15 protein-coding genes and 1 pseudogene are annotated in these 21196 nt (G+C 54.3%); 14 read left to right on the forward strand and 2 right to left on the reverse strand.

Features of this window, described 5'->3' with window-relative positions:
• The 5 genes from SANT_RS00170 to SANT_RS00185 all read left to right on the forward strand — a co-directional run bounded on the left by SANT_RS00170 (position 1) and on the right by SANT_RS00185 (position 6752).
• On the forward strand, positions 1-1287 hold the full coding sequence (locus tag SANT_RS00170; protein WP_025420305.1) for an MFS transporter: 1287 nt from the start codon (positions 1-3) through the stop codon (positions 1285-1287).
• A 49-nt stretch (positions 1288-1336) separates the two neighbouring features.
• Complete coding sequence (locus SANT_RS00175) at positions 1337-2809, forward strand: mannitol dehydrogenase family protein (RefSeq protein WP_025420306.1); 1473 nt, start codon at positions 1337-1339, stop codon at positions 2807-2809.
• A gap of 408 nt (positions 2810-3217) precedes the next feature.
• The gene (locus SANT_RS00180; protein WP_025420307.1) at positions 3218-3904 is read left to right on the forward strand and encodes a GntR family transcriptional regulator; all 687 of its coding nucleotides are present in this window, start codon (positions 3218-3220) and stop codon (positions 3902-3904) included.
• Positions 3905-4554: 650 nt separating this feature from the next.
• A complete protein-coding gene (locus tag SANT_RS23960) occupies positions 4555-4971 on the forward strand; it encodes a hypothetical protein (protein ID WP_148296223.1) in 417 nt (138 codons plus the stop codon).
• A 1022-nt stretch (positions 4972-5993) separates the two neighbouring features.
• Complete coding sequence (locus SANT_RS00185; protein WP_051440060.1) at positions 5994-6752, forward strand: trypsin-like peptidase domain-containing protein; 759 nt, start codon at positions 5994-5996, stop codon at positions 6750-6752.
• A 105-nt stretch (positions 6753-6857) separates the two neighbouring features.
• On the opposite strand, the gene SANT_RS00190 is transcribed toward SANT_RS00185, so the two are convergent.
• The gene (locus tag SANT_RS00190) at positions 6858-7847 is read right to left on the reverse strand and encodes a GlxA family transcriptional regulator (RefSeq protein ID WP_025420309.1); all 990 of its coding nucleotides are present in this window, start codon (positions 7845-7847) and stop codon (positions 6858-6860) included.
• Positions 7848-10071: 2224 nt separating this feature from the next.
• Here SANT_RS00190 and SANT_RS00200 point away from each other — a divergent pair.
• Genes SANT_RS00200 through SANT_RS22775 form a run of 5 tightly spaced genes read left to right on the forward strand, consistent with a single transcriptional unit; the run spans position 10072 to position 15093 of the window.
• A complete protein-coding gene (locus SANT_RS00200) occupies positions 10072-11055 on the forward strand; it encodes a methyltransferase domain-containing protein (protein WP_025420311.1) in 984 nt (327 codons plus the stop codon).
• A 7-nt stretch (positions 11056-11062) separates the two neighbouring features.
• Complete coding sequence (locus SANT_RS00205; RefSeq protein ID WP_025420312.1) at positions 11063-11443, forward strand: hypothetical protein; 381 nt, start codon at positions 11063-11065, stop codon at positions 11441-11443.
• On the forward strand, positions 11440-12492 hold the full coding sequence (locus SANT_RS00210) for a pyridoxal phosphate-dependent aminotransferase (RefSeq protein WP_025420313.1): 1053 nt from the start codon (positions 11440-11442) through the stop codon (positions 12490-12492). Before SANT_RS00205 ends, SANT_RS00210 begins: the two co-directional genes overlap by 4 nt.
• 1 nt (position 12493) lies before the next feature.
• Positions 12494-13807, forward strand: coding sequence for an MATE family efflux transporter (locus SANT_RS00215; protein WP_025420314.1), 1314 nt, complete (start codon positions 12494-12496; stop codon positions 13805-13807).
• A gap of 41 nt (positions 13808-13848) precedes the next feature.
• Positions 13849-15093 carry an ATP-grasp domain-containing protein gene (locus tag SANT_RS22775; RefSeq protein WP_025420315.1) on the forward strand — a complete coding sequence of 415 codons (1245 nt, stop codon included), beginning with the start codon at positions 13849-13851 and terminating at the stop codon, positions 15091-15093.
• A 163-nt stretch (positions 15094-15256) separates the two neighbouring features.
• On the opposite strand, the gene SANT_RS00225 is transcribed toward SANT_RS22775, so the two are convergent.
• Positions 15257-16162 (reverse strand): alpha/beta fold hydrolase, encoded by a 906-nt coding sequence (locus SANT_RS00225; RefSeq protein WP_025420316.1) that lies wholly within the window; start codon positions 16160-16162, stop codon positions 15257-15259.
• 89 nt (positions 16163-16251) lie between these two features.
• On the opposite strand from SANT_RS00225, the gene SANT_RS00230 reads away from it, so the two are divergent.
• The 4 genes and pseudogenes from SANT_RS00230 to SANT_RS00245 all read left to right on the forward strand — a co-directional run bounded on the left by SANT_RS00230 (position 16252) and on the right by SANT_RS00245 (position 21187).
• Positions 16252-16635, forward strand: a complete 384-nt coding sequence (locus SANT_RS00230; protein WP_025420317.1) for a MerR family transcriptional regulator — start codon at positions 16252-16254, stop codon at positions 16633-16635.
• Positions 16636-16771: 136 nt separating this feature from the next.
• Positions 16772-17023 (forward strand): annotated as a pseudogene (locus tag SANT_RS24850) (winged helix-turn-helix transcriptional regulator); the annotation flags it as partial.
• A 272-nt stretch (positions 17024-17295) separates the two neighbouring features.
• Positions 17296-18567, forward strand: coding sequence for a beta-ketoacyl-ACP synthase II (fabF, locus tag SANT_RS00240; protein ID WP_025420319.1), 1272 nt, complete (start codon positions 17296-17298; stop codon positions 18565-18567).
• A 571-nt stretch (positions 18568-19138) separates the two neighbouring features.
• Positions 19139-21187, forward strand: coding sequence for a BglG family transcription antiterminator (locus tag SANT_RS00245; protein ID WP_081730395.1), 2049 nt, complete (start codon positions 19139-19141; stop codon positions 21185-21187).
• Positions 21188-21196 lie beyond the last annotated feature (9 nt).

The following is a 21196-nucleotide window of genomic DNA, read 5'->3' on the forward strand; positions in this document are numbered from 1 at the left end:
ATGTTACGTAATCTGCGCTGGACGATCGTGTTTCTGCTGTTTTTGATTTACATGATTAACTACCTGGACCGGGTAGCGTTATCTATTACCATGCCGATGATTGAAAAAGATTTGCTGATTAACGCCGAACAGTTCGGCTTTATTTTCGGCAGCTTCTTCTTCGGCTATGCATTATTCAATTTTGTCGGCGGCCTGGCGGTGGATAGATGGGGTCCGACTCTGGTCATGGCGCTGGCGGTAGGCCTGTGGTCCATTTTCTGCGGAATGACCGCCATCGCCACCGGCTTTTGGTCGGTATTAGTCTTGCGCGTGCTGTTCGGCATGGCGGAAGGGCCGATTTGCGCCTCCGCCAATAAAATGATCAACGGCTGGTTCCCGAAAAAACAGGCGGCTACCGCCATGGGGCTACTTAGCGCGGGGTCGCCGCTCGGCGGCGCCGTCGCCGGCCCCATCGTAGGGTATTTGGCGCTGGCGTTCGGCTGGCGGCCGGCGTTTATGATCATTTGCGCCATCGGGCTGGTGTGGATCTTGTTCTGGTGGCTGTTTGCGGCGGATAACCCGGCGCGCAGCAAACGTCTTGGCGAAGAGGAACGCCGCCTGGCGATGCAGGTCGACAATGAACCGCACAGCAGCGAGGAAGAGCTGGCCAATGTTCCCCACGGCCTTGGCTATTATCTGCGTCAGCCGATTATCCTGGTCACCGCCTTTGCTTTCTTTTGCTACAACTACATTCTGTTTTTCTTTCTCAGCTGGTTCCCGGCTTATTTGGTGCAGGCCCACGGCCTGAACATTAAAGAGATGAGCTTCACCACCGTGGTTCCCTGGCTGGTGGGTTTCGTCGGGCTGGCGCTGGGCGGTTGGGTTTCCGATCGGATCTTCCGCCTCACGGGACGTCTTCTGCTTTCGCGCAAAATTGTCCTGGTGATCTCGCTGCTGGCCGCCGCGGTCTGCGTTGCCCTGGCCGGTACGGTGAAAAGCGTGGTGCCGGCGGTGGTGCTGATGTCAATCTCGCTGTTTTTCCTTTATATCACCGGCGCCATATATTGGGCGATCATTCAAGATGTGGTGCACAAAAGCCGCGTCGGCAGCGCCAGCGGGTTTATCCATCTGATCGGCAGTATCTCCGGCATTATTGGTCCCGTGGTGACCGGCTTTATCGTCCAGCACACCGGTAAGTTCGACAGTGCCTTTATTCTTGCGGGCGGTGTTGCGGCAATCGGCGCCGTGCTGGTGGGGATTGTGATCAAGTCCCCTAAACATCCAGGCCATCCCGTTACCGAATCTTGATCGTTACGCCGCGCGCCCAGGCGCCGGTCAATTTACCTTTGAGGTAGTTATGCTTTCACTTTCAGAAGTGCCCGGGAACGTCATTGTTCCCCGCTATGACCGCAGTAAATTGCGCACCCGTATCGCGCACATCGGCTTTGGCGCCTTTCACCGCGCCCATCAGGCGGTTTGCGCCGACAGGCTGGCGGCGGAAGCCGGCAGCGATTGGGGCTATTGCGAAATCAACTTGATCGGCGGCGAGCAGCAGATCGCCGATATCAACGCCCAGCAATGCCTGTGGACGGTGTCCGAAATGGCTGACGATAACAGGCCGGCCAGAATCGTCGGCGTGGCCAAACGCGCCCTGCATGCCCAAACCGACGGCATGGCGGCGGTGTTGGACGCACTCTGCGAACCGGATATCGCGATTGTCTCCATCACGGTCACCGAGAAAGGCTATTGCCACCATCCCGCCAGCGGACAGCTCAATACCGATCACCCCATGGTACAGCATGATCTTGACCATCCCGATACGCCGCGCTCTTTGCCGGGGGTGATTCTGGCCGCCATTCGCCGCCGTCGCGCCCAGGGGCTGGCGCCGTTCAGCGTCATGTCCTGCGACAATATGCCGGAGAACGGCTATGTGACCCGCAACGTTATCACCCAACTGGCGGCCTTGCAGGACGAGGCGCTGGCCGCCTGGATCGGCGAGCAGATCAGTTTTCCCTCTACGATGGTGGACCGCATCGTCCCCGCCGTTACGGCGGAAACGCTCGCCACCATCGCCGACCAACTGGGCGGTATGAGCGATCCCGCCGGTGTCGCCTGCGAGCCGTTTTTCCAGTGGGTTATCGAAGACAACTTCGTTAATGGCCGGCCGGAATGGGAAAAAGCCGGAGCGGAACTGGTTGCGGATGTGTTGCCGTTTGAGGAGATGAAGCTGCGCATGCTAAACGGCAGCCACTCTCTGCTGGCCTATCTCGGCTATCTGGCGGGTTATGATCATATCAGCGATTGCATGCAGGACGACAATTATGCCCGCGCGGCGCGACATTTGATGCTGGCCGAGCAGGCGCCGACATTGCATACCCGCGGCGTGGATCTTGCCGCCTACGCGGATGCCTTGATCGCACGCTACCGCAATCGGGCGCTAAAACACCGTACTTGGCAGATAGCGATGGACGGAACGCAGAAATTGCCGCAGCGCTGGCTGGACAGCATCCGTTGGCATTTGCGTGAAGGCAGCGATTTCACCCTGCTGGCGCTCGGCGTCGCGGGCTGGATGCGTTACGTGGGCGGCGTGGACGAGCAGGGCCAGCCTATAGACATCAGCGATCCGCTGAAAGAGGCGCTGGCGCAGCGTGTGGCCCAGACGCCGGATAATGAGGAGCGGGTACGGGCGCTGTTGTCATTGCAGACGGTCTTTGGCGATGACTTGCCGGCGGATGCGCGATTTGTCGAACGGGTGAACCGTTATTACCAGCAACTGCAGGCGCAGGGTGCCAAAGCAACCGTTGCGGCGCTGATGGCGACCCTCGACTGACGGGCACCGCCCTTGACTCCGCCGGCCGGTGGCCCCACCAAGCGTCGGACGGCGGCCGCCACATTGCCACATTGCCCGATTATGCTGATGTCGGGCGGCGACGGCCAGCGGTCAATCGCCGGTCGCGCAAGGATCCTTGTCGCGCCGGCGTCGCCACCCGATGGCCCTCGCCCTGTGAGGGCACCAACAGATTGCTTCGATGGCGGCGGCTGCGGCGCCCTGGCGACAGCGTTACGGTCATCAGGCACGACAGGGCCGCCGGGCCGTTCACGGCGGCCTGGGGTGGCCCGTATCTCTTTCAGCGCAAGGATCCGAGAAAAAAGTCTGGCGTTTGCCGCCGCCCCCACCTTAGACTTACCGTCCAAAAGCCTCTCTTGTGGCTGCTACTGACAAAACGGATCGTATCGAATGTCGATTTCTTATGCCATCACCGCCGGTGAACCCGTTAATCAGCAGATTTATCGTTTTCTGCGTCATGATATCGTCACCTGCGCGATCCCGCCGGGGTCGCTGCTGTCGGAAAAAGAGATTGCGCTGCGGTTTACCGTTTCCCGCCAGCCGGTAAGGGAAGCGTTTATCAAACTGACCGAAGCCGGCCTGGTTCAGGTGCTGCCGCAGCGCGGGACCTTTGTACGCAAAATTTCCGCGCGACGGGTCGCTGACGGCCGTTTCATCCGTGAGGCGGTGGAAACGGCGGTGGTGCGTCGTGCGGCCCTGCAAATGACGCCTGCGTCGTTACTGCAACTGGAGCACAACTTACAGCAGCAATCGTTAGCGGCCGCTTATCATGACAGTCATGAGTTTTTGCGGCTGGACGATGAATTTCATCGCCTGATCGCGCAAAGTATCGACTGTGAGCTGGCCTGGGAAACGGTAGAAAACATCAAGGCCGCCCTGGACCGGGTGCGTTTTCTGACCTTAAGCGAAGTGTCGCCGCCGGAAATCCTGATAGGCCAGCATCAGGAGATCTTTGATGCGCTGAAACGGCGTGACGCTGATGCGGCGGAAGATGCGCTGCGCCGCCATTTGCAGCTGATGATCTTCTCCATCACGCCCATTGCCCAGCGCAACAGCCAGTGGTTTGAAGAAGAGTAACCGGCTTTCGGGCTGCATCCCTCACCCCGCCTGATTCAGCTGGCGGATAGCCCTCTATGGCGCCTGTACAGCGAACGGCAAAGACGATGGCACCCGTGAGGGGGCATTACGGCTGCCGCGGGTAATGCTGTCGGCACGAGCGCATCTCCAGGCGGTCACGGCTAGGTTTTCCTCGATATTGCTTATCTGCTGTTATTCCTCCCTTTTAACCGCTAACGTCCCCTGACGACCGCCATTGCCCCTCCCCCGATGTCGAATCTTCTACATCATTGCCCCGGTGCCGCTACCGCCGCCTGAGTCTTGCTCTGCGCAGATGTCGTTTTGCCTCAGCCGTCTAGGTTGGCTTCGTCATGCTGAATGTGGCGAGAAACGTCTGAGGACGACGACGGAAGATGGGGCGCGCGGTCAAGGTTAATGCAAGGTGCTAGATGTGAAATTATGTCGTTCTTTTTGTCAAAAATCCGGTGATGCCCGTCGGTTGTGGGCTCAACGGTTGACATACAAACCGATAATTGACGTTTTTTGTCGTGATTTTGGCATGATTAGGATTTTTCCTAAGCTTAAGATGCGCACGTAGCGATAATAAAGAAAGACTCTTTATTCTCTAATCCGTCTTAACATATCGGGCGGCCTCACTATTACTTGAGCACATGAAGCATCAAAAAAAGCCTGCGGGCGATGATGCAGGGCGAGGTTGTGCTGTTAATAATGATGTCTATCAAGGATGCCCTGCGTTAGTCCACGGTATCGCCAGACTCTACATTCGTTATTTATCGACAGCCGCAGGAATCAGCACGTCTTGCCGCCAGCAAATTGAGGTCGTCATCATGAATTTCATTTTCGCATTGTTAGTAGGTGCGTTTATATCCGGCTACAGTTTATATCGGCATAACCGATTAATAGAAAGCCGCCAACTTCCCCGTGTCCACCGCAGAAGACACGCGCATTATCGTACCCTTAGCCCGGCGCCACACGGGATTGACGCACCTATTACGCTAACTGAAGCCCTTAAAGAGCGTTTAGTGGTGGTTCAGCGAGAAAATCATATTGTGATTAAGGCCGCTTGATAGCGTCAATCCAAAACGATAATCATCGTTTATCCATTAGAGCGGCTTCTTGTCGCGCCGCCCTCAGGGGCGGCATGGAATAAAACAGGCATTATTCCGGCGGTGTCGATGGCTTATTATCACCAGGCTTGACTGGCGACGCCGTCACGTCAACGGTGTGTAATGGCCATAAGGCAGGCGTGAAAAAAGCGATGTCGATGAACATGGGAATAAGCATGTTTTTAGCGTGCTATTTTATGAATTGAATTGAAAAAACTCATTCATTATGTCGCCATCAGCATCATAACGCTGCGTCGGTTAAGGTAGGTAAAGCGCCGTGAACGTATCCGCTGAACCAGGCTATACGCCCTTAGACGCGGGCATAGGCGTCGGCCGCCCCCTGGCGGCTGTAGCGAACGCAGGCTGTATGAGGCGACGGCAGAAAATAGGGTTAACGCGAGGTAGAAGACAACGGCGGAAGGTTGCAAGATTGAAATAATAAATGACATTGCCATAGCGCCCGTTTAACAAATATATCCTATCTATGGGATATTTAGGTCTGCGCATTAATGCGACGGCGGGGCAAACGCATACCCAAAAAACCTAAGGCGGATATCGCCCGAGGAGGGTCGGTGATACGCCAAAATAAGGTGCAGAACTATTGATACCTTAAATTAATGTGCATATTTAAGTACTAAACCAATCCTAAACGCCTGGCGTAATATTTTTGTTGGCTATTGTTTGTGTCAATGTTTATTGAATTGGACCCTATGTAAAACCAGGAGAAAATAATCAGCATAATAGTATGTTATGACTGCTTTTTATCCAGGGTCGCGTGGGGTGATGATTTTATAATAACAGCATGGATACTTTGGTATCTAATTATACCTCAGTCATTAGAGTGATTGATGACCGGGTTGATTTATGTATGATGCTCCCCACATTTCACGGGGCGCGAAAATTCGTCTGGCAGTGTAATTACGTTTATCTAGCGATGTGCCTGAATTCTTGGCATAGGGAGAGCTTATAACTCGCAAAAGCTAATGGCCTACTGCGATATCCATCTTATTTACTTATATCTCGTGGAATTATTCATGAAAAGTTTTTTGTTTGTTATCGTGTTGTCATTATTGTTATCCGGCTGCAGCGCCGTGGGACATTATAATGTCGATAAAACAGCCTCGGATAAAGCAGATTTCCATTTTGTCGGAATACCCGTTCTCGCAGGGGCAATTGGCTCCAGTTTTCCCATCAATGAACAGTACAGCCTGACCGCAGGGCATGTGGCGAAAGTGATGATGGTCAGGGTAAAAGCCTACAATCCGATCTGCGATGTCGCCATCATCTATCACGATAATAAAGGCCGGACCCTGCCGCGTCTGGAAGCCGCGACTAAAGGCGAGCAACTTAACATGTATGGCTACAATGCCTATACCGCAATGCCGACCTCATCCAGCGGAACCGTACAAGAGTTTGGCTGGTGGAAGCAGCCCGGAACCAGCTGTCTGATGGGATTATCCAACGCCGGCGGGATCCAGGGCATGAGCGGTGGGCCGGTTTACGGCAAAGACGGCGCGATCATCGGCGTTCTCACCGCGACCCATCCCAAACGGAGACAGACGATATTCGTTCCGTTCCAGAATATTGCCCAATGGGTGGCGCAGGAAATTAACGATCCACAATTTGCGATGCGCAATGGGGTGAGCGGAGAGAAAGACGCTTTGGCCATTGCCAGCGCCACGTCGCCTGAGACAACCGCCGCGGCGACCAGCGCCAACCCTGTGGCTAAACCGGTACTTTAATTCGGCAGCGGGCTGCCTAACGAACAGGTTTATGGCGACGGCGTGAGATTTCACGCCAGGAGCTCGGCCATGTCAAGGCGGCGCCCGCCACGCCGGCGCGGTGGTTTATTCGCTGCTGCCAAACTGCTGGCGATAATGAAGCGGGCTAATGCCTAAATTGCGCATAAAGACCCGCCGCATCACATCGGCGCTGGTGAAACCGCAGCGTGCCGCGATCCTGTCCAGATTCATCGACGTCATCAGCAAAAATCGGCGCGCGGTTTCTAAACGGACGTTCTCCACATATTTCGCCGGCGTGGTATTCAGCTCGGTCTTAAAAATGCGAATTAATGTGCTGCGGCTCATCGCCAATTGATCGGCCAGGATCTCGACGCTTAACTCTTGGGTAAGATGCTCCTGCAGCCAGGGTTGCAGGGCCTTCAAATTGCGGTTATTGCTGCTTTGCGCCAGCAGGGACAAACTTTGCTGCGGTTGATGACCCGGGCGTCGCAAAAACAGTACCATCTCGCGCGAAACGTCTGCCGCCAGCGCATCGCCGCGATCCTCGGCGATGAGGCTGAGCGCCATATCGATACTCGCCGACATTCCCGCCGAAGTATAAATATTCCCGTCTTTCACCCAAACGGGCTGATCGTCAACTTTGATTTGCGGATGCTGTTGCGCGAACTGCTCCACTACGCGCCAATGGGTAGTGACCCGCTTACCATTGAGCATCCCCGTCTGCGCCAAGGCGAAAATGCCGCCGCACAGCGAGCATATGCGGCGCGCGTTTTTCGTTTGCGTGTTGATCCATTTTATCGCGTCAGGAGGATTACCGCTGGATAATAGGATATTCGACGTGATGATCAGCGTATCGATTTTGGCATTTTGCCATCTCTCGTCGGACAGCGAGTAGTGGGCTTGCAGGTTAATGCCGGTCTCGCTTTCGATAGCCAGATCCGCCCTGGTGGAAACCAGTTCAATTTGATAAGAGGATTTTTTGTTCGCCAGCCGGTTTGCCAACCGGAATGCTTCCATCGGACCTACAACATTAAAAAGGTCGATCGGCGGAATGCAGAGAATGACAATGTTTTGGGGTGGAATACGAGCCGGCATGCTTAACTTCCCTCTACCTTTTTAGCCATTTCTGAACAAAGAGCGGTTCAATTTGACACTTACAGTCGGTAAAATGACATTTTTTATTGGGTCATTCCGCTATGTAATTTTCAAAGTGAACTTATAGTGCCGTAATAGTTGTCATCAAAATGATACTAAAGTAAATTAATCATCAATTGCAAGATGTTTACCCGCAAAGTGCTATATATGAATGAAGTATGACGAAAGCGACTTGAACAATGCCCCTGGAGCGAGCAGGATATAACACACCGGGAATTAACCCCGACGCCATAAGCTAACTCTGAAATCGTGATGACAACGACGGCAAGCGAGCACCAACCAATGCCAGGGTCGGAGGGTGGTTTCATCGTGAATCTTTTTCGGAAAATCAGGCTAGCCGCTGCCGTTAATTCTCTCGTGCCCGTCCGCGTGGGAATATATCATCAGAGTCTGATGACGTTTATATAATTCTCAGCTTAACCCGGGTCCGAAAAGTAGGAGTATTCCTGAACGCCTGCTTATAACCCGTCTCGAACGCTTAGTTTTATTAAACTATGGGCAGCAAATCATCAAGCGCATATTTCCACCGCGCGTCGTCGTATCACCACCGTTATTTATCGCCTTCGGACGGTGTCGAATGAGCCGTGGCCGCGTCAACCGCGCTAAAGCGGCATACGACGCCGCGATCGCATGGCGTCAATACGGGCCGGCAGCCCGCCATGGGGCAACCCGATGCGCGGCGATCGATTATCCGCCGGGTAAAATACTGACTAATGTGCCGGCTATTGACGTCAGATTTTGTAATACATTAGCGCCCTTTACGGGTTTCGCGCGCTTTTCGGCTCGGTTTAGCCGCGCCAGGCGGAAACGGGGCGGGAAAGGGTGCCCCAACGGAGCCCGACGCTGCGACGACGTTAATCTAACCCCGCTGTGGTACTGGCTCGCCTGACCATAGGCTATCGTTAAAGGGCGCTGATTTAGCAGCGGATAAGCACCCCAAGGCCCGGTGAGCGTGCGTCGGCAGCAGGCTTTCCTCTCGCTGTAGGCGGCTGGCCCTTTTCGCCGCTCTACGCTGACGGCAATCCCCGTCGCGCGCTTCGAGCCGGCGGCAAGCCCGTATCGCGTGCCTCGTGCCGGCGGCAAAGCCCGTATCGTGTGCTTCGTGCCGGCGGCAAGCCCGTATCGCGCGCTTCGTGCCGGCGGCAAGCCCGTATCGCGTGCTTCGTGCCGGCGGCAAGCCCGTATCGTGTGCCTCGTGCCGGCGGCAAGCCCGTATCGCGTGCCTCGTGCCGGCGGCAAAGCCCGTATCGTGTGCTTCGAGCCGGCGGCAAGCCCGTATCGTGTGCTTCGAGCCGGCGGCAAGCCCGTATCGCGCGTTTCACGCAAGCGGCGCCCCCGTCGCGTGCTTCACGCCGGCAGCAAAGCCCCCGTCGCGCGCTGCACGCCGGCGGCAAGCCTCCGTGTGCGCTCCGCCCCGGCGATAAGCCTTTGTTACATGCTCTACTCCGGCGGTCATCATCGCCGCCCGCGCTTTTTTTAAGTCAAACCTTTGCCGCAGGCAGCGCGCGGCGCGCTGGGCCGTTTGACCTGCGCCGGTATCGGATCGCATGCCATCAAGAGGTGAAAAGATTATCGCGCCTGCGGCAATCTACAGCGTAGCTTTATCAATTTGGTGGTATGGATGAATGGTGTTAGCGGCATGACATTAGGATAAGTTGCCAATTCCCGCGTCTGAAGAGGACGATTTCGCCGGCCTAAAACCCGGCCAACGCGCGTAACCCTGCAATGTCCGCCTTCGCAGCAGGCGGCGAGTAAGAGGTCAGCGCGTCCAGGTGGGAATTATCAACGGGTGATCGGCAGTGTTAATTCCTTACTTTGTAATAACAGCCTAACGACTATAGAGAAATCACTCATGGCTCAATTTATTTATGTGACATATGTATTTAACGCCGCTCTACGGTGCGGTTTATTATTTGGTGTGTTGCAATGCTCACCTATTTGATTTACCGTAATCCTATACCCTTTAAGGCATCGTCGCATTAGGATGATGACGACATGCCAATTAGTAATCAGCGTATCTGCCGTGCTTGTGATTGAAAAAACCAGGCTGCCCGAACGGTATTTTATGAACAAGCGGGTTGACGGCTTGGTTGAATATTATGCCCAAGAAATGAGATTTCTGACTGGGGTATCTGATGCTATATAGCCGTCACAAGGAGGGATTATGCAGGCTTCAAACCTATTCAATGGATATATCGGGTCGCATGTGTGTTACCACCTAGGTAAAACCGGCGTATTGGAACTGTTTACGAATCATGAAAACGTCAATTTGAGGACCATACATAACTCGCTGTTGACGGAGAGTCATCCCGAATGGGCGGATACGTTAATCACCTTCGGCATCAAGTGCGGTATATTTAAAAAATTGCGCGAGGATCAATTAGCGTTAACACAGCTTGGTCAAGATATAAAAAAAAATATCGGGTTTTTTATTTGGGCGGTGGGGGGATATGGTGAGCTGTTCAGGAAATACCCATACCAAATCGCTGCCGAGGAAGAAGATTGTCACGCCTTTGTGGATGGCGGCAACGTGGCGCAGGGGTCGCGTTTGGCGAATCAGTCGTTTATGTGGGATATCATCACCACCGAGTTTCGCCGGCACACGGTCAAACGCGTCGCCGATCTGGGCAGCGGTAATGCCGGCGCGCTGATAAGCTTGTGTAAGGCCTTCCCCGAGGCGACGGGGATTGGCATCGATGTCAGCGCCAAGGCCATTGACGAAGCGCAGCGCAATATCCTTAGCCATGGCCTGCAAGAGAGAATCAAGCTTTATAATCAGAATGTCCTGCATGCGGTAGATGATCCCGTATTGCAACAGCGTTTCGCGCGGGCGGATACCTTAATGACTTTCATGATGATGCATGATCTCTTCAATATTGAAGACCCGATATGGGTATTGCAAAAACTCCGCAGCACATTCCCCAACGTAAGGAAATTCCTAATTGCCGATACGTTCATATCGGAAGAGCAAAGCCTGTCTGATGAAAGTCCCATATTCGTTTACGGTTTTGAATATGTTCATAGCCTGATGAAAATCAAACTGTTCAGAAAAAGCGACTATGAAAATTATTTCGCGGCTGCGGGGTTCACCATAATGGCGACACACTATCTGAATGTCCCCAATACCTATCTTTTTGTTTTGCAATGAGGCCGATATGGATCAGCAGAAAGCGTATTGCCAGCTGCCCATTTTACATCACCTCACGGGCCATCATCAGCCGGTGCCTTATTTCCTGACCGCGAACATGTTCGGCGGGTTGCCGTTTGAACTGGCGGGCGGCGATATTTCACAATGGGTAGGGCAGCCCGTTGCCGAGCCGCATCGACACGAGGTGGATGAAATTTATTTGCTTATCTCGCCAACGCCCGGCGAAGCCGTGATTGACGTCAATATACAAGGTGACGTGAAAACGTATTCCTCTCCCAGCGTTATCCATGTTCCCGCGGGCGCAATGCATCAATTTATTACCAAAAAAGCCGGCCGGGGCAGTTTCTGTTTCGGTATTTTATACCGACGCATCGAGGGGGCTGCATGACCAAATTGCATACCTATAATACCTGCGATCGGCACATCAAGCACCGTTTGCATCTCAACGAGACCGACTCAACGGTCATCCAACCGCTGCAAACCTGCTTTGAGGAAGAGTTTGCGCGCATCAGCATTTATCCCGATCCGGAAAACCGCACGGCCACGGAAAAGATCGCCCATTATTACCGTTTATCCCCCGACCAGCTGCTGATGGGTAACGGCGTGGATGAAATTATTTTGTTGATATGCCTAACTTTTTTGCAATACGGCGGACAGGCGCTGCTGAGCGCATCCACCTTTCCCGGTTATCAAACCGCAGCACGGTTGGTTGGCGGCCATTGTCTGTGGGTGCCGCTGGATGCCGGCCGGTGCGATCTCCAGGCTTACCGACAACGCGCCGGCCGTGGCGTGGCGCTGGCTTTTTTATGTAATCCCCATAATCCTACCGGTACGGTAATGGATAGACAGGCGGTGACGGCATTCATTGAATGTATGAATCGGCACGATATTATTCCCATCGTGGATGAAGCCTATATTCACTTCGCTGGGGAAGAGCGCTGTTCGGTACTGCCGGCGATACGCCAGGGCGCGCGGGCGATAATGCTGAGAACGTTTTCTAAAGCGTTCGGCCTGGCCGGGATCAGGGTCGGGTTTGCCGCGGGCCCCGCCGATGTTATCGCCGCGGTGGCCCGGTCGGCGCAGGCGCTCCCGTTCCGGGTCAACCGCTTCGCCCAGCGGCTGGCGGCGGAGGTGCTGACACTGGGTGCGGTGGACGCTACCGTAGCCCGCGTACGGGGTTGGCTGCGTGGGATCATGACGGCGTTTGACGCGGCGGGGATCCCTTATATGCCTTCCGCCGCCAATTTTATCTGCTTTAAGCCGCCGTACGGCAGTGAGGCGTTGCTGGCCCGCGCCCAGACCAACGCGACCCGGGTACGTGATTGCGCTCCATTCGGTATGCCGGGCTGGATACGCGCTTCCATCGGTCATGAAAGCGACCGCGATAATCTGCTGGCTTTATTGCGGCTTCCCGGCGCCGCGGTTGTGGAGCCATAAAATGGCTATCGCGAATATTAAGTACCGTTATCAGCAGGTAGCGCTGTCGGCCGTACCGTTCATTTTGTTGATGCTTTCACAAAGTCTGAACAGTCTGATCGATATGTTCATCGTGGGCAGAATAAGCGTTTCCGCCGTCGCGGCGGTAGGGCTGTGCGGTTTCATTTTTTCCCTGTTTACCAGCGCGGTAACCGGTATCATGATTAGCGTACAGACACTGGTCGCGCGAAGTCTCGGTGCCGGCCGAGAGCGGCAGGCAATAGATGCGTTGCACAGCGCCTGTGTGGTCGCGCTACTGGTCGGCGCCGCGATTATGCTGGCGATTCCGCTGGTCCCCGGCGGTATCCGGCTGGTGGTGACGGACGGCGAACTGGCGGAAAACTGTGTTATCTACTTACAAACGCTCATGTGCGCGACGCCAGCGATTGGCTGCGTGCGGGCTTTTCGCGGCTATTTTGGTGGTCTGGGAGAGAACCGTTTCAGTCTACTCATTATCGTCGGCATTTATCTGTGCAACTTTATTATCGGCTATTCGTTGGTCTCGGCGGGTCTCGGCATTAGGGGCGCCGGCCTGGGTACCGTTGCCGCTTGGTATTTGGGGACGCTACTGTTTTTTCTTAGCGGACGTTTGTTGGACGCGCAATATCGCTTCTATACCCTGGGTTCGTTAACCGCCCAGCTAAAACCGATCGTTAGCCTTTCTTGGTATGCCGGCGTACAGCAGCTGTTTTTTTCCGGCGGCTTCGCCGTAATGTTTATTATCGCCAGCCGTATGGGAACCGCGCCGCTGGCGATCATCACCGTGCTGAATAACCTTATGCTGTTTAGCGTCATGCCGCTTATCGGCATAGGTATGGCCTCGGCGGCATTCATCAGCAAATCCCTTGGCGCCGGCCAACGTCGGGAGGCCGGTCGCTGGGGAAATGCGGCGCTGTTGGTGGGCATCACTCTCTTCGCCGCGCAATTGCTGCTGCTATCAAATCCGATTACCGTCATGTCGTTTTTCCTCCACGACGCCACGCTGCTCGACGGCCAAACCGGCCTATTACGCGCAACGGTGGCCTGCGTGTTTTTTGAGGTATTTGCGCAGATTTTAAAATTTTCCCTGTTTGGCGCCGGTTATAACCGCCAGATAGCCAGACTGACCATTCCGCTACAATGGGGGGTGTTCGTGCCCTCCGCCGGCTATTTATGTCTACTACAGCACGGCGCGATCGAAACCTTATGGTCGTGTTTTTTAGCCTACCGCTTTATCGAAGCGCTATGCATCAGCGTGATGTGGTGGCGAGAGAAATGGGCGATTCCGTGCCCGTGAAAGCCATTCCCCTCGAACCCTAGGCTACAGGGAGGCCGCTGATGAAGATCCTGATTATTGATTGTGAAACCGATTCGTCAAACCCGGTGGTGGAGTGGCTAAAGCCCCATGAGTGTTATTTGATGACCACCGGGGCATCGCTGAAAAACGTCAGTTACCACGATAAAAACAATTATGTCGGCATTATCTCGCTGGATACGGAGAATAACGATGATCTTATCTATTACAACGCCGAGAAGCTCCATCAAGTGGTGCAATTTGATCGCGTTATCGGCGTGCGTGAATTTGACCTGTTGCCTGCGGCTTACCTGCGTGAACAATGGGGGTTGCCGGGGCCGTCGGTGGCGGCTATCCGCGCCTATCGCGATAAAGGGGTAATGAAGACGCTGTTGCGCGAAGCCAATATTGACGTGCCGGCATTTGCGCTGATTGACAATGCGTTGGATATTATCAACTTCGTAAAACGCAACGGATATCCGGTTCTGGTCAAACCTCGCTGCTCCCGACGAGCGCTGGGCATTAGCGTATTAGAGAATGACGAAGCGCTTTACCAGCGGCTAAAATCCGGCTTGAAAAGCGCGCCGGAAGACGTGATTAATGTCATGGTAGAAACCTTTATCGAGGGTGACATGTACCATGTCGACGGGCTGGTATTGGATGGCGACATCAAGTTTATTTCGCCCTCGCGCTATCTTACGCCCTGCATGGGGTTTCAGCAGGGAAAGACCATTGCCAGCAGCATGCTGTCGGAGGACGAAGCCGTTGCCGCACCGCTCAAGCGCTACGTGGAGCAGGTGATTGCGGCATTGCCTTCGCCGGAAAACTTTGTGTTTCACGCGGAAGTGTTTGAGAACCGGCATGGCGATTTGCAGCTATGTGAAATTGCCGCCCGTGCCGGCGGCGGGCCGGTTATTCCTGCGATTGAAACCGTTTACGGGGTCAATTTGAAGGAAATCGCTTTCAGGTCGCTCCTCGGACAGCCGCAGGTTTTGACGCGTTTGCCCAGGCAAAGCGGCCGGCTAAGCGGCTGGCTTATCGTACCGAACCGCCATCCCCACGCGCGGGTGGAAAATCTCCCTACCCACTGTCCTTTTCCAGACGTCGTTAGTTATAAGGTGTTTTATTCAAACGGTACGACGTTTACCGATAGCTATCAGGTTCTGGCGGAAATTATTGTTAACGGCGAGTCCACGCGCCACATCGCGGCCACGCTCTCATCGGTTATGGCATGGTTTGATGAAACGGTACAATGGCACCGTGAAGGGGGCGAAGCGCCCCCCTTTTAGTTAACTGGGTCATACAGGCGGCCAGCATGCGCCCTTTGGCGCTGATGCGCCGGCGCGGTCGATCATTGACGTTATAGCCCACTGCGCCGGCGTTGCCGAGCGACCTCGCCCGATATCGACCCCCTCTCCGGTCGAGCGTCGCCCAGCGCGATCGCGCCTGCTGCTAACGCCGCGCCTCGGCAATAAACGCGGCGAGATCGTGATTAAACTGCTGCGCTTCCTCCATAAACGGCGCATGGCCGGCGTTCATCACGATTTTGCTACGAATGCGGGGATTCAGCGCTGTAGCGCGGGCGATGGCGGCGGTCGGGTTCACCAGCGCGTCCTTGTCGCCGTACAGTAACAGCACCGGTATCCTGGCGCGGCTTAAACCTTGCGCCGCCGCGACCTCCATTGATTGAATCACCTTTTGCATATCCCAGGCTGCCATGGCGGCGTTGGCCAGTAAGCGTTCAAAGGTCACCGCATCGGGCTGGTGATAGAAACACAGCCGCAGAAAATCCCGTTCCGCATCTAGATGGGTACGCAAATCCGGCGAGGTCATATCGCGATAAACGCGCGGATGCGGCGGGATCTGCGAGGGGGTCAATTCAATGACGCCATCGACATACAGCGCGCCGGCTAACCGGCTATCGCCATAGTACGCCAGATAATTACTGATGACCGTGCCTCCCAGCGACCAGCCGACCACCGTCGTCTGTTGTCCGCGGGTAAGCGTCAGCACCGTGGCGAGCTCGTCTGCCCAACGCTTACCGTCGGTATAGGCGGCGGCCTCCGTCGGTTTACCGGACTGGCCGTGCCCGCGCAGATCATAGGTAATCAGGCGGTAGCGCTGTAGAAGGGGACTATTGATCTGCGCATCCCAGTTCAAATGGCTTCCCAGCAGGCCATGGATGAACACAATCGGCGGGCCGGCGGGGTTGCCCGCCTCTTGTACCGCTATATTGACGCCGTCTGGCGCGGTAAGCGTATAAAGCCGCGTTTGCGCCAAAACCTGCGCCGGGATCATCAGGAAGACAAGGTAGACCGCCAGGGCGGCTGGCTGGCGTAAAAAATGAAGTTTGTACATACCATAGACTCGCTTGTAGGATGGAAGTCACCAGTGTGAACCCTGACATTGATGTCAGGGTCAAGAGAAGAAGAGCCCAGGTGTCTGCTATGAAAAATACCGCCGCCGCCCCGCTGACCATCGGTAAACTCGCGCGCGCCACGGGGGTAAGCGTGCGCGCCATTCGCCACTATGATACGAATCAGCTGTTGATTTCCTCTCGTGCTTGTAACGGTTACCGCTTATTCCCCCCGACGGCGATTGCTCAGGTCAAACAAATTCAGCGCATGCTGGCAACCGGTTTCAGCCTGGCGGAGATTCGCGCTTTCCCCGATTGCATGCGTTTAGTTGAGGGCGCCGCCGCTTGCGGTGAAACCACGGTACTTCAGCGTAAGCGTCTGGCATCCATCGAAGCGCAGATTGCGGGACTGGAGCGCCGGCGGGCGCGGCTGCTCAGGACGCTGGCGGAAGGCGTCATCCCGCCCATCGATTAGGGCATTAGCTCATTCCTTAAGACTCCCCTACAGGTCAGACTTGTTTAGCTTACAAGTGTAAGCTAAAGTATTTTTTAAGTAACTACACTTATAGTAGTCACACCGGCACATCATCACAGGGTATAGGCGGCGCGCCATGCAACGAACGCATTTTGATAACAGCGATTGTCCGATAGCACGGTCCCTGGAGTTGGTGGGAGAGTGGTGGAGCATTCTCATCCTGCGCGATGCTTTTCATGGTCTGACGAAATTCGATGAGTTTCAGCAAAGCCTGCAATTGTCGCCGACGATGCTTACCCGACGGCTAAAACATTTGGTACAGCACGGCATCCTTTACAAACATCCTTATCAAAGCCGGCCGCTACGCCATGAATACTTACTTACGCCGCGCGGAAAAGCGTTTTTTCCGGTCCTCATTACCTTGTTGCATTGGGGAAATACGCAGCTCGCCTGTGACGATATCGCGGTGGTGCCTGTACACCGGCAAACGGGACTGCCGGTCGCGCCTGCCTTGATGGATCTCGCCAGTCAGGAAAAGTTGACCCTGGACAACCTCATGCTGGTAGCGGGGCCGAAAGCCGGAGAGGGCATGAAGCGGCGGCTAAAAAACAGGCAAGATACGCCCTCCCTTGCCGGTGCGCCTAACGCAAGGAATTCAAAATGAACCGTCGCATTGTTATAACAGGAATGGGGGCCGTATCGCCTTTGGGCTGTGGCGTAGAGACCGTCTGGTCAAGATTGCTGGCGGGCCAGTCCGGGATCCGCGCACTGCCGGAGGACATCGGCGCGCTACTACCGGTTAAAATTGGTGGAAGCGTTCCCGATATCACCGTAGATCCGCTGGCGGGGTTTATGCCAGAAAGCGTCGTGGCGCCCAAGGATCAGAAAAAGATGGACCGCTTTATTCTTTTCGCGCTCGCCGCCGCTGAGGAAGCGCTGAAGCAATCGGGGTGGATTGCCGCCGAGCAGCAACAGCAGGAGCGGACCGCTACCGTGATTGCGACCGGGATCGGCGGCTTTCCGGCTATCGCCAACGCGGTACGGGTGACGGACAATCGGGGGCCCGGGCGGTTATCGCCGTTTACCGTTCCGTCATTTCTGGCCAATCTGGCGGCAGGCCAGGTTTCAATTAAATACGGCTTCAAGGGGCCGCTTGGCGCCCCGGTGACCGCCTGCGCCGCCGGTATACAGGCCATCGGCGATGCCGCGCGCTTGATTAACTGTTATGAAGCGGATATCGCGCTGTGCGGCGGTACCGAGTCGGCGATAAATAGCGTCAGCCTGGGGGGATTCGCTGCGGCTCGCGCCGTGGCCACCCACTATAACGCCCTGCCTGAACAAGCCTCTCGGCCGTTTGATCGCGACCGAGAAGGCTTTGTCATGGGAGAAGGCGCGGGCCTGCTGGTCATCGAGGCGCTGGAGCATGCCCTCGCGCGCGGCGCGCAACCTATCGCCGAGATTGTCGGTTACGGTACCAGCGCTGATGCATACCATATGACGTCGGGGCCGGAAGATGGCGACGGCGCCTACCGCGCGATGTCGCTGGCCTTGCGTCAGGCGGCGATTGCCCCTGAGCAAGTGCAGCATATCAATGCCCATGCGACCTCGACGCCGGTGGGCGATCTGGGGGAAATTAACGCCATAAAGCGGTTGTTTGGCGAAAAGGGCGGCCCGGCGATCGCCTCGACCAAATCGGCCACGGGGCATCTATTGGGCGCGGCAGGCGGTATAGAAACGCTGTTTACCGCGCTGGCGTTGCGAGACCAGCGGGTACCCGCTACGCTCAATCTTACCCACCCTGACCCCGCCGCCGCTGGCTTGCACCTTGTCAGCGGCGGTGCGATAAGCTGGCCGATGACCTATGCCTTATCGAACGGTTTCGGCTTTGGCGGCGTCAATGCCAGTATCTTATTAAAGAAATGGCCATCATAACGGCCCTTTTTGCCAGCAGGGATGGTTTTAACCATTCCTGTGTTTTAACGTGCTGACTGCGCTGTCGCCCGTCACCGATGGCTTCGCGTTTATCGGCCCATTCTCCTGCCTGCGCGACAACCCGCCTTTGCCTTGCGGCTCCCAATAACACCCTACGCACGCAACGATAGTAACCCCGCGCAATGAGGAGAGCGTGATGCCGGGCTGTGATTGACGAATAGCAAAGAAAAAACCACCCGGTCCAGCGCATCCGCTTTTGTGATTTAGCGAACGACATCGCCTGTTTAAAGGGTTAAAACTGTGACCAACAATTCTATATTTGGCATTTTAGCGAAATAAAACGTGATGGTTATAACAAATTACCCTGCCAAAGAATAACAACTAAAACGTGATCGCGATCTCCGGAATATGGAAAAAATCATCCGAATGTGAAAATATTATGCCCTTAGGTTGCTTTGCTATCCCTAGGCGGGCTGGTAATATTAATGCTGAATATTAAGGAAGGAAGATGACTTCAGCATTGGATTGAGCGCTAACCTGACGAAAGTAGGGTGAAGGGGTAAATACCGTGATGCTATTCACTGTCCGACAAAGAAAGATAATTGAACTCCTGTGGATGGTCAGGGATTTTATCACGGTAAAAGATATAGCCGATGAAATTTCATTCTCGGAAAAAACGGTGAGAAGCGAGCTTAACATCATTGGTCATGAAATCCATCATCATAATATTGGCAAGCTTGTCGCCAAAACGAATAAAGGGTTTTACCTTGATGTGGACAGGGCCGCTTTTGATAAAATTTCAGCCACTTTCATTGACCATCATATCGACAATCGTATTCAAAGTCGATTATCACGGGTCCTGGTTATGCTGCTAACGCTGCCGAAAGTGTCATTGCAGGAGTTGGCTGAAGGTGCGTTTCTGGATAAAAGCGGGTTGAAAAAGTATTTAATAGAAGCAGAGCAATATTTAGCCCGGTTCGAGATTAGGCTCGAGAAATGCGAGACCTATTATTCTCTGGAGGGGGGCGAAGCAGCCCTACGTCAAGTATACTGGCACTTATTCCTTGAATTGAAGGGCCGACTGAAAAGAGATGCCGCTGCGCTTGGAGATAATCATGAACGGTGCCACGTATCCCTTGATGACAGTGATTACCTGGCTATCAAGGTGCTGTTTAAAAAGGAATTGGTGTACATTGATTCGGTGATACAAACGCTGGATAAAATAGAAAACAACTATCTTGTTCATTATACCTATGATGCCTTTATCTGGCTGGTGGTCAATCTGTTACTGGTGATCGGCCGCCAGGGTAGAACCCGCGATCCCGCGACCCTGTTGCCACGGGCCTACCTGGAAAATAGCGATGCTTGCCCGGAACAGGAAATGGCGATGTCTATCTGCCAGCAATTGCCGATTGCGGTCAAAGGCCGCTGTGCTACGCTCGAGCGCCACTATATAGCGGCTTGTTTACTGAGCTGTGAATTCAATGAAATTAAAGAGAAATCCCTAAGAGAACAGGTGATATCCACGCCACCGGCTATTATGGCGGTCACCCAGCGGTTCATTCTGTCGCTCAGCAATATTGTTAGCGGTGAGCTGGTGCGCGATAAATCGCTATTACTACGGTTGATTCTATTGATCCGGCCGATGATTTTCCGGATAAAATTTGATATGAATCATCTTGAAACAGAATCCGCCCAGCTGTTGGTGCGGCAAGTAAAACTTTCCTATCTCGATCTTTTCCTTGAGGTGGAATATTTCATTCGTCTCTATGAACAACAATACGCGACCCCCTTTTCAGATAATGAAATTGGTTTCATCACCCTTTGCATCAAAAACGCACAAAGTCTGTCGATGAAGAAAATACGCGTGGCGATCGTATGTAACTATGGCATCGGTATTTCACAATTTGTAGCGCAGAAAATCATGCGCGCTATAACGCAGGTTGAGATTGTTGATATCTTGTCCGTAAGGGAATTGCACCGTCTTGATAATAATTTTTGTGATTTAGTGGTCACCACCGTTCCGGTGAATTTGCCGAAAGCAACTACGGTGCAGGTTAATGATGTGCTGCTGCCCTATGATCTCTCCGTCATCAAAGACGCGGTAAAAAAAATGCAGAAGAGCAAAATGCTGGAAAGTGTCATGTCACACGGCAACGGGACCTTGCAGCGTTTTCAATCTTATATATTGCCGGAAATGACTTTCGCCATCGACGATTCGGTGGATAAAGAGACGGTGTTGACCACGCTATGTCATGCCGCCGTGCGGCAGGGGCTTATTGACCCCGGTTATCTCCAATCCCTTCTTGCGAGGGAAAAAATCTCTTCGACGGAGATTGCCCCGGGCGTGGTGTTAACCCACGGCGACCCCGCTCTGGTTAAAAGAAATTTTATTTCTCTGACGCGTTTAGCCGCCCCCGCCTGCTGGCGGGAGGGACGTGCATGCGATGTTATTGTGCTCGTGGCCTTCAAAAAGGCCGCTGACGGCAAAATAGATAGCAGTATCGCGGGTTTCTACTCGATGTTGGCGCGTTTGGTGGACAATGAGTGTGCCATGAAATCGCTACGGCAATGTAAGACCCCCGGGGAACTCTATCGCTACTTTATCAGCTTACATTGAAAGAGAGGG

Source organism: Sodalis praecaptivus, from assembly GCF_000517425.1.
In the GTDB taxonomy this organism is placed as follows: Bacteria; Pseudomonadota; Gammaproteobacteria; order Enterobacterales; family Enterobacteriaceae; genus Sodalis_A; species Sodalis_A praecaptivus.

Excerpts from the sequence above, each read along its gene's own strand:
- SANT_RS22775 (WP_025420315.1), top strand. The coding sequence starts at position 13,849 with ATGAAGATCCTGATTATTGATTGTGAAACCGATTCGTCAAACCCGGTG.
- SANT_RS00180 (WP_025420307.1), top strand. The coding sequence starts at position 3,218 with ATGTCGATTTCTTATGCCATCACCGCCGGTGAACCCGTTAATCAGCAG.
- SANT_RS00200 (WP_025420311.1), top strand. The coding sequence starts at position 10,072 with ATGCAGGCTTCAAACCTATTCAATGGATATATCGGGTCGCATGTGTGT.
- fabF (WP_025420319.1), top strand. The coding sequence starts at position 17,296 with ATGAACCGTCGCATTGTTATAACAGGAATGGGGGCCGTATCGCCTTTG.
- SANT_RS00225 (WP_025420316.1), bottom strand. The coding sequence starts at position 16,162 with ATGTACAAACTTCATTTTTTACGCCAGCCAGCCGCCCTGGCGGTCTAC.
- SANT_RS00245 (WP_081730395.1), top strand. The coding sequence starts at position 19,139 with ATGCTATTCACTGTCCGACAAAGAAAGATAATTGAACTCCTGTGGATG.
- SANT_RS00170 (WP_025420305.1), top strand. The coding sequence starts at position 1 with ATGTTACGTAATCTGCGCTGGACGATCGTGTTTCTGCTGTTTTTGATT.
- SANT_RS23960 (WP_148296223.1), top strand. The coding sequence starts at position 4,555 with ATGAAGCATCAAAAAAAGCCTGCGGGCGATGATGCAGGGCGAGGTTGT.
- SANT_RS00215 (WP_025420314.1), top strand. The coding sequence starts at position 12,494 with ATGGCTATCGCGAATATTAAGTACCGTTATCAGCAGGTAGCGCTGTCG.
- SANT_RS00205 (WP_025420312.1), top strand. The coding sequence starts at position 11,063 with ATGGATCAGCAGAAAGCGTATTGCCAGCTGCCCATTTTACATCACCTC.
- SANT_RS00175 (WP_025420306.1), top strand. The coding sequence starts at position 1,337 with ATGCTTTCACTTTCAGAAGTGCCCGGGAACGTCATTGTTCCCCGCTAT.
- SANT_RS00190 (WP_025420309.1), bottom strand. The coding sequence starts at position 7,847 with ATGCCGGCTCGTATTCCACCCCAAAACATTGTCATTCTCTGCATTCCG.
- SANT_RS00185 (WP_051440060.1), top strand. The coding sequence starts at position 5,994 with ATGGCCTACTGCGATATCCATCTTATTTACTTATATCTCGTGGAATTA.
- SANT_RS00230 (WP_025420317.1), top strand. The coding sequence starts at position 16,252 with ATGAAAAATACCGCCGCCGCCCCGCTGACCATCGGTAAACTCGCGCGC.
- SANT_RS00210 (WP_025420313.1), top strand. The coding sequence starts at position 11,440 with ATGACCAAATTGCATACCTATAATACCTGCGATCGGCACATCAAGCAC.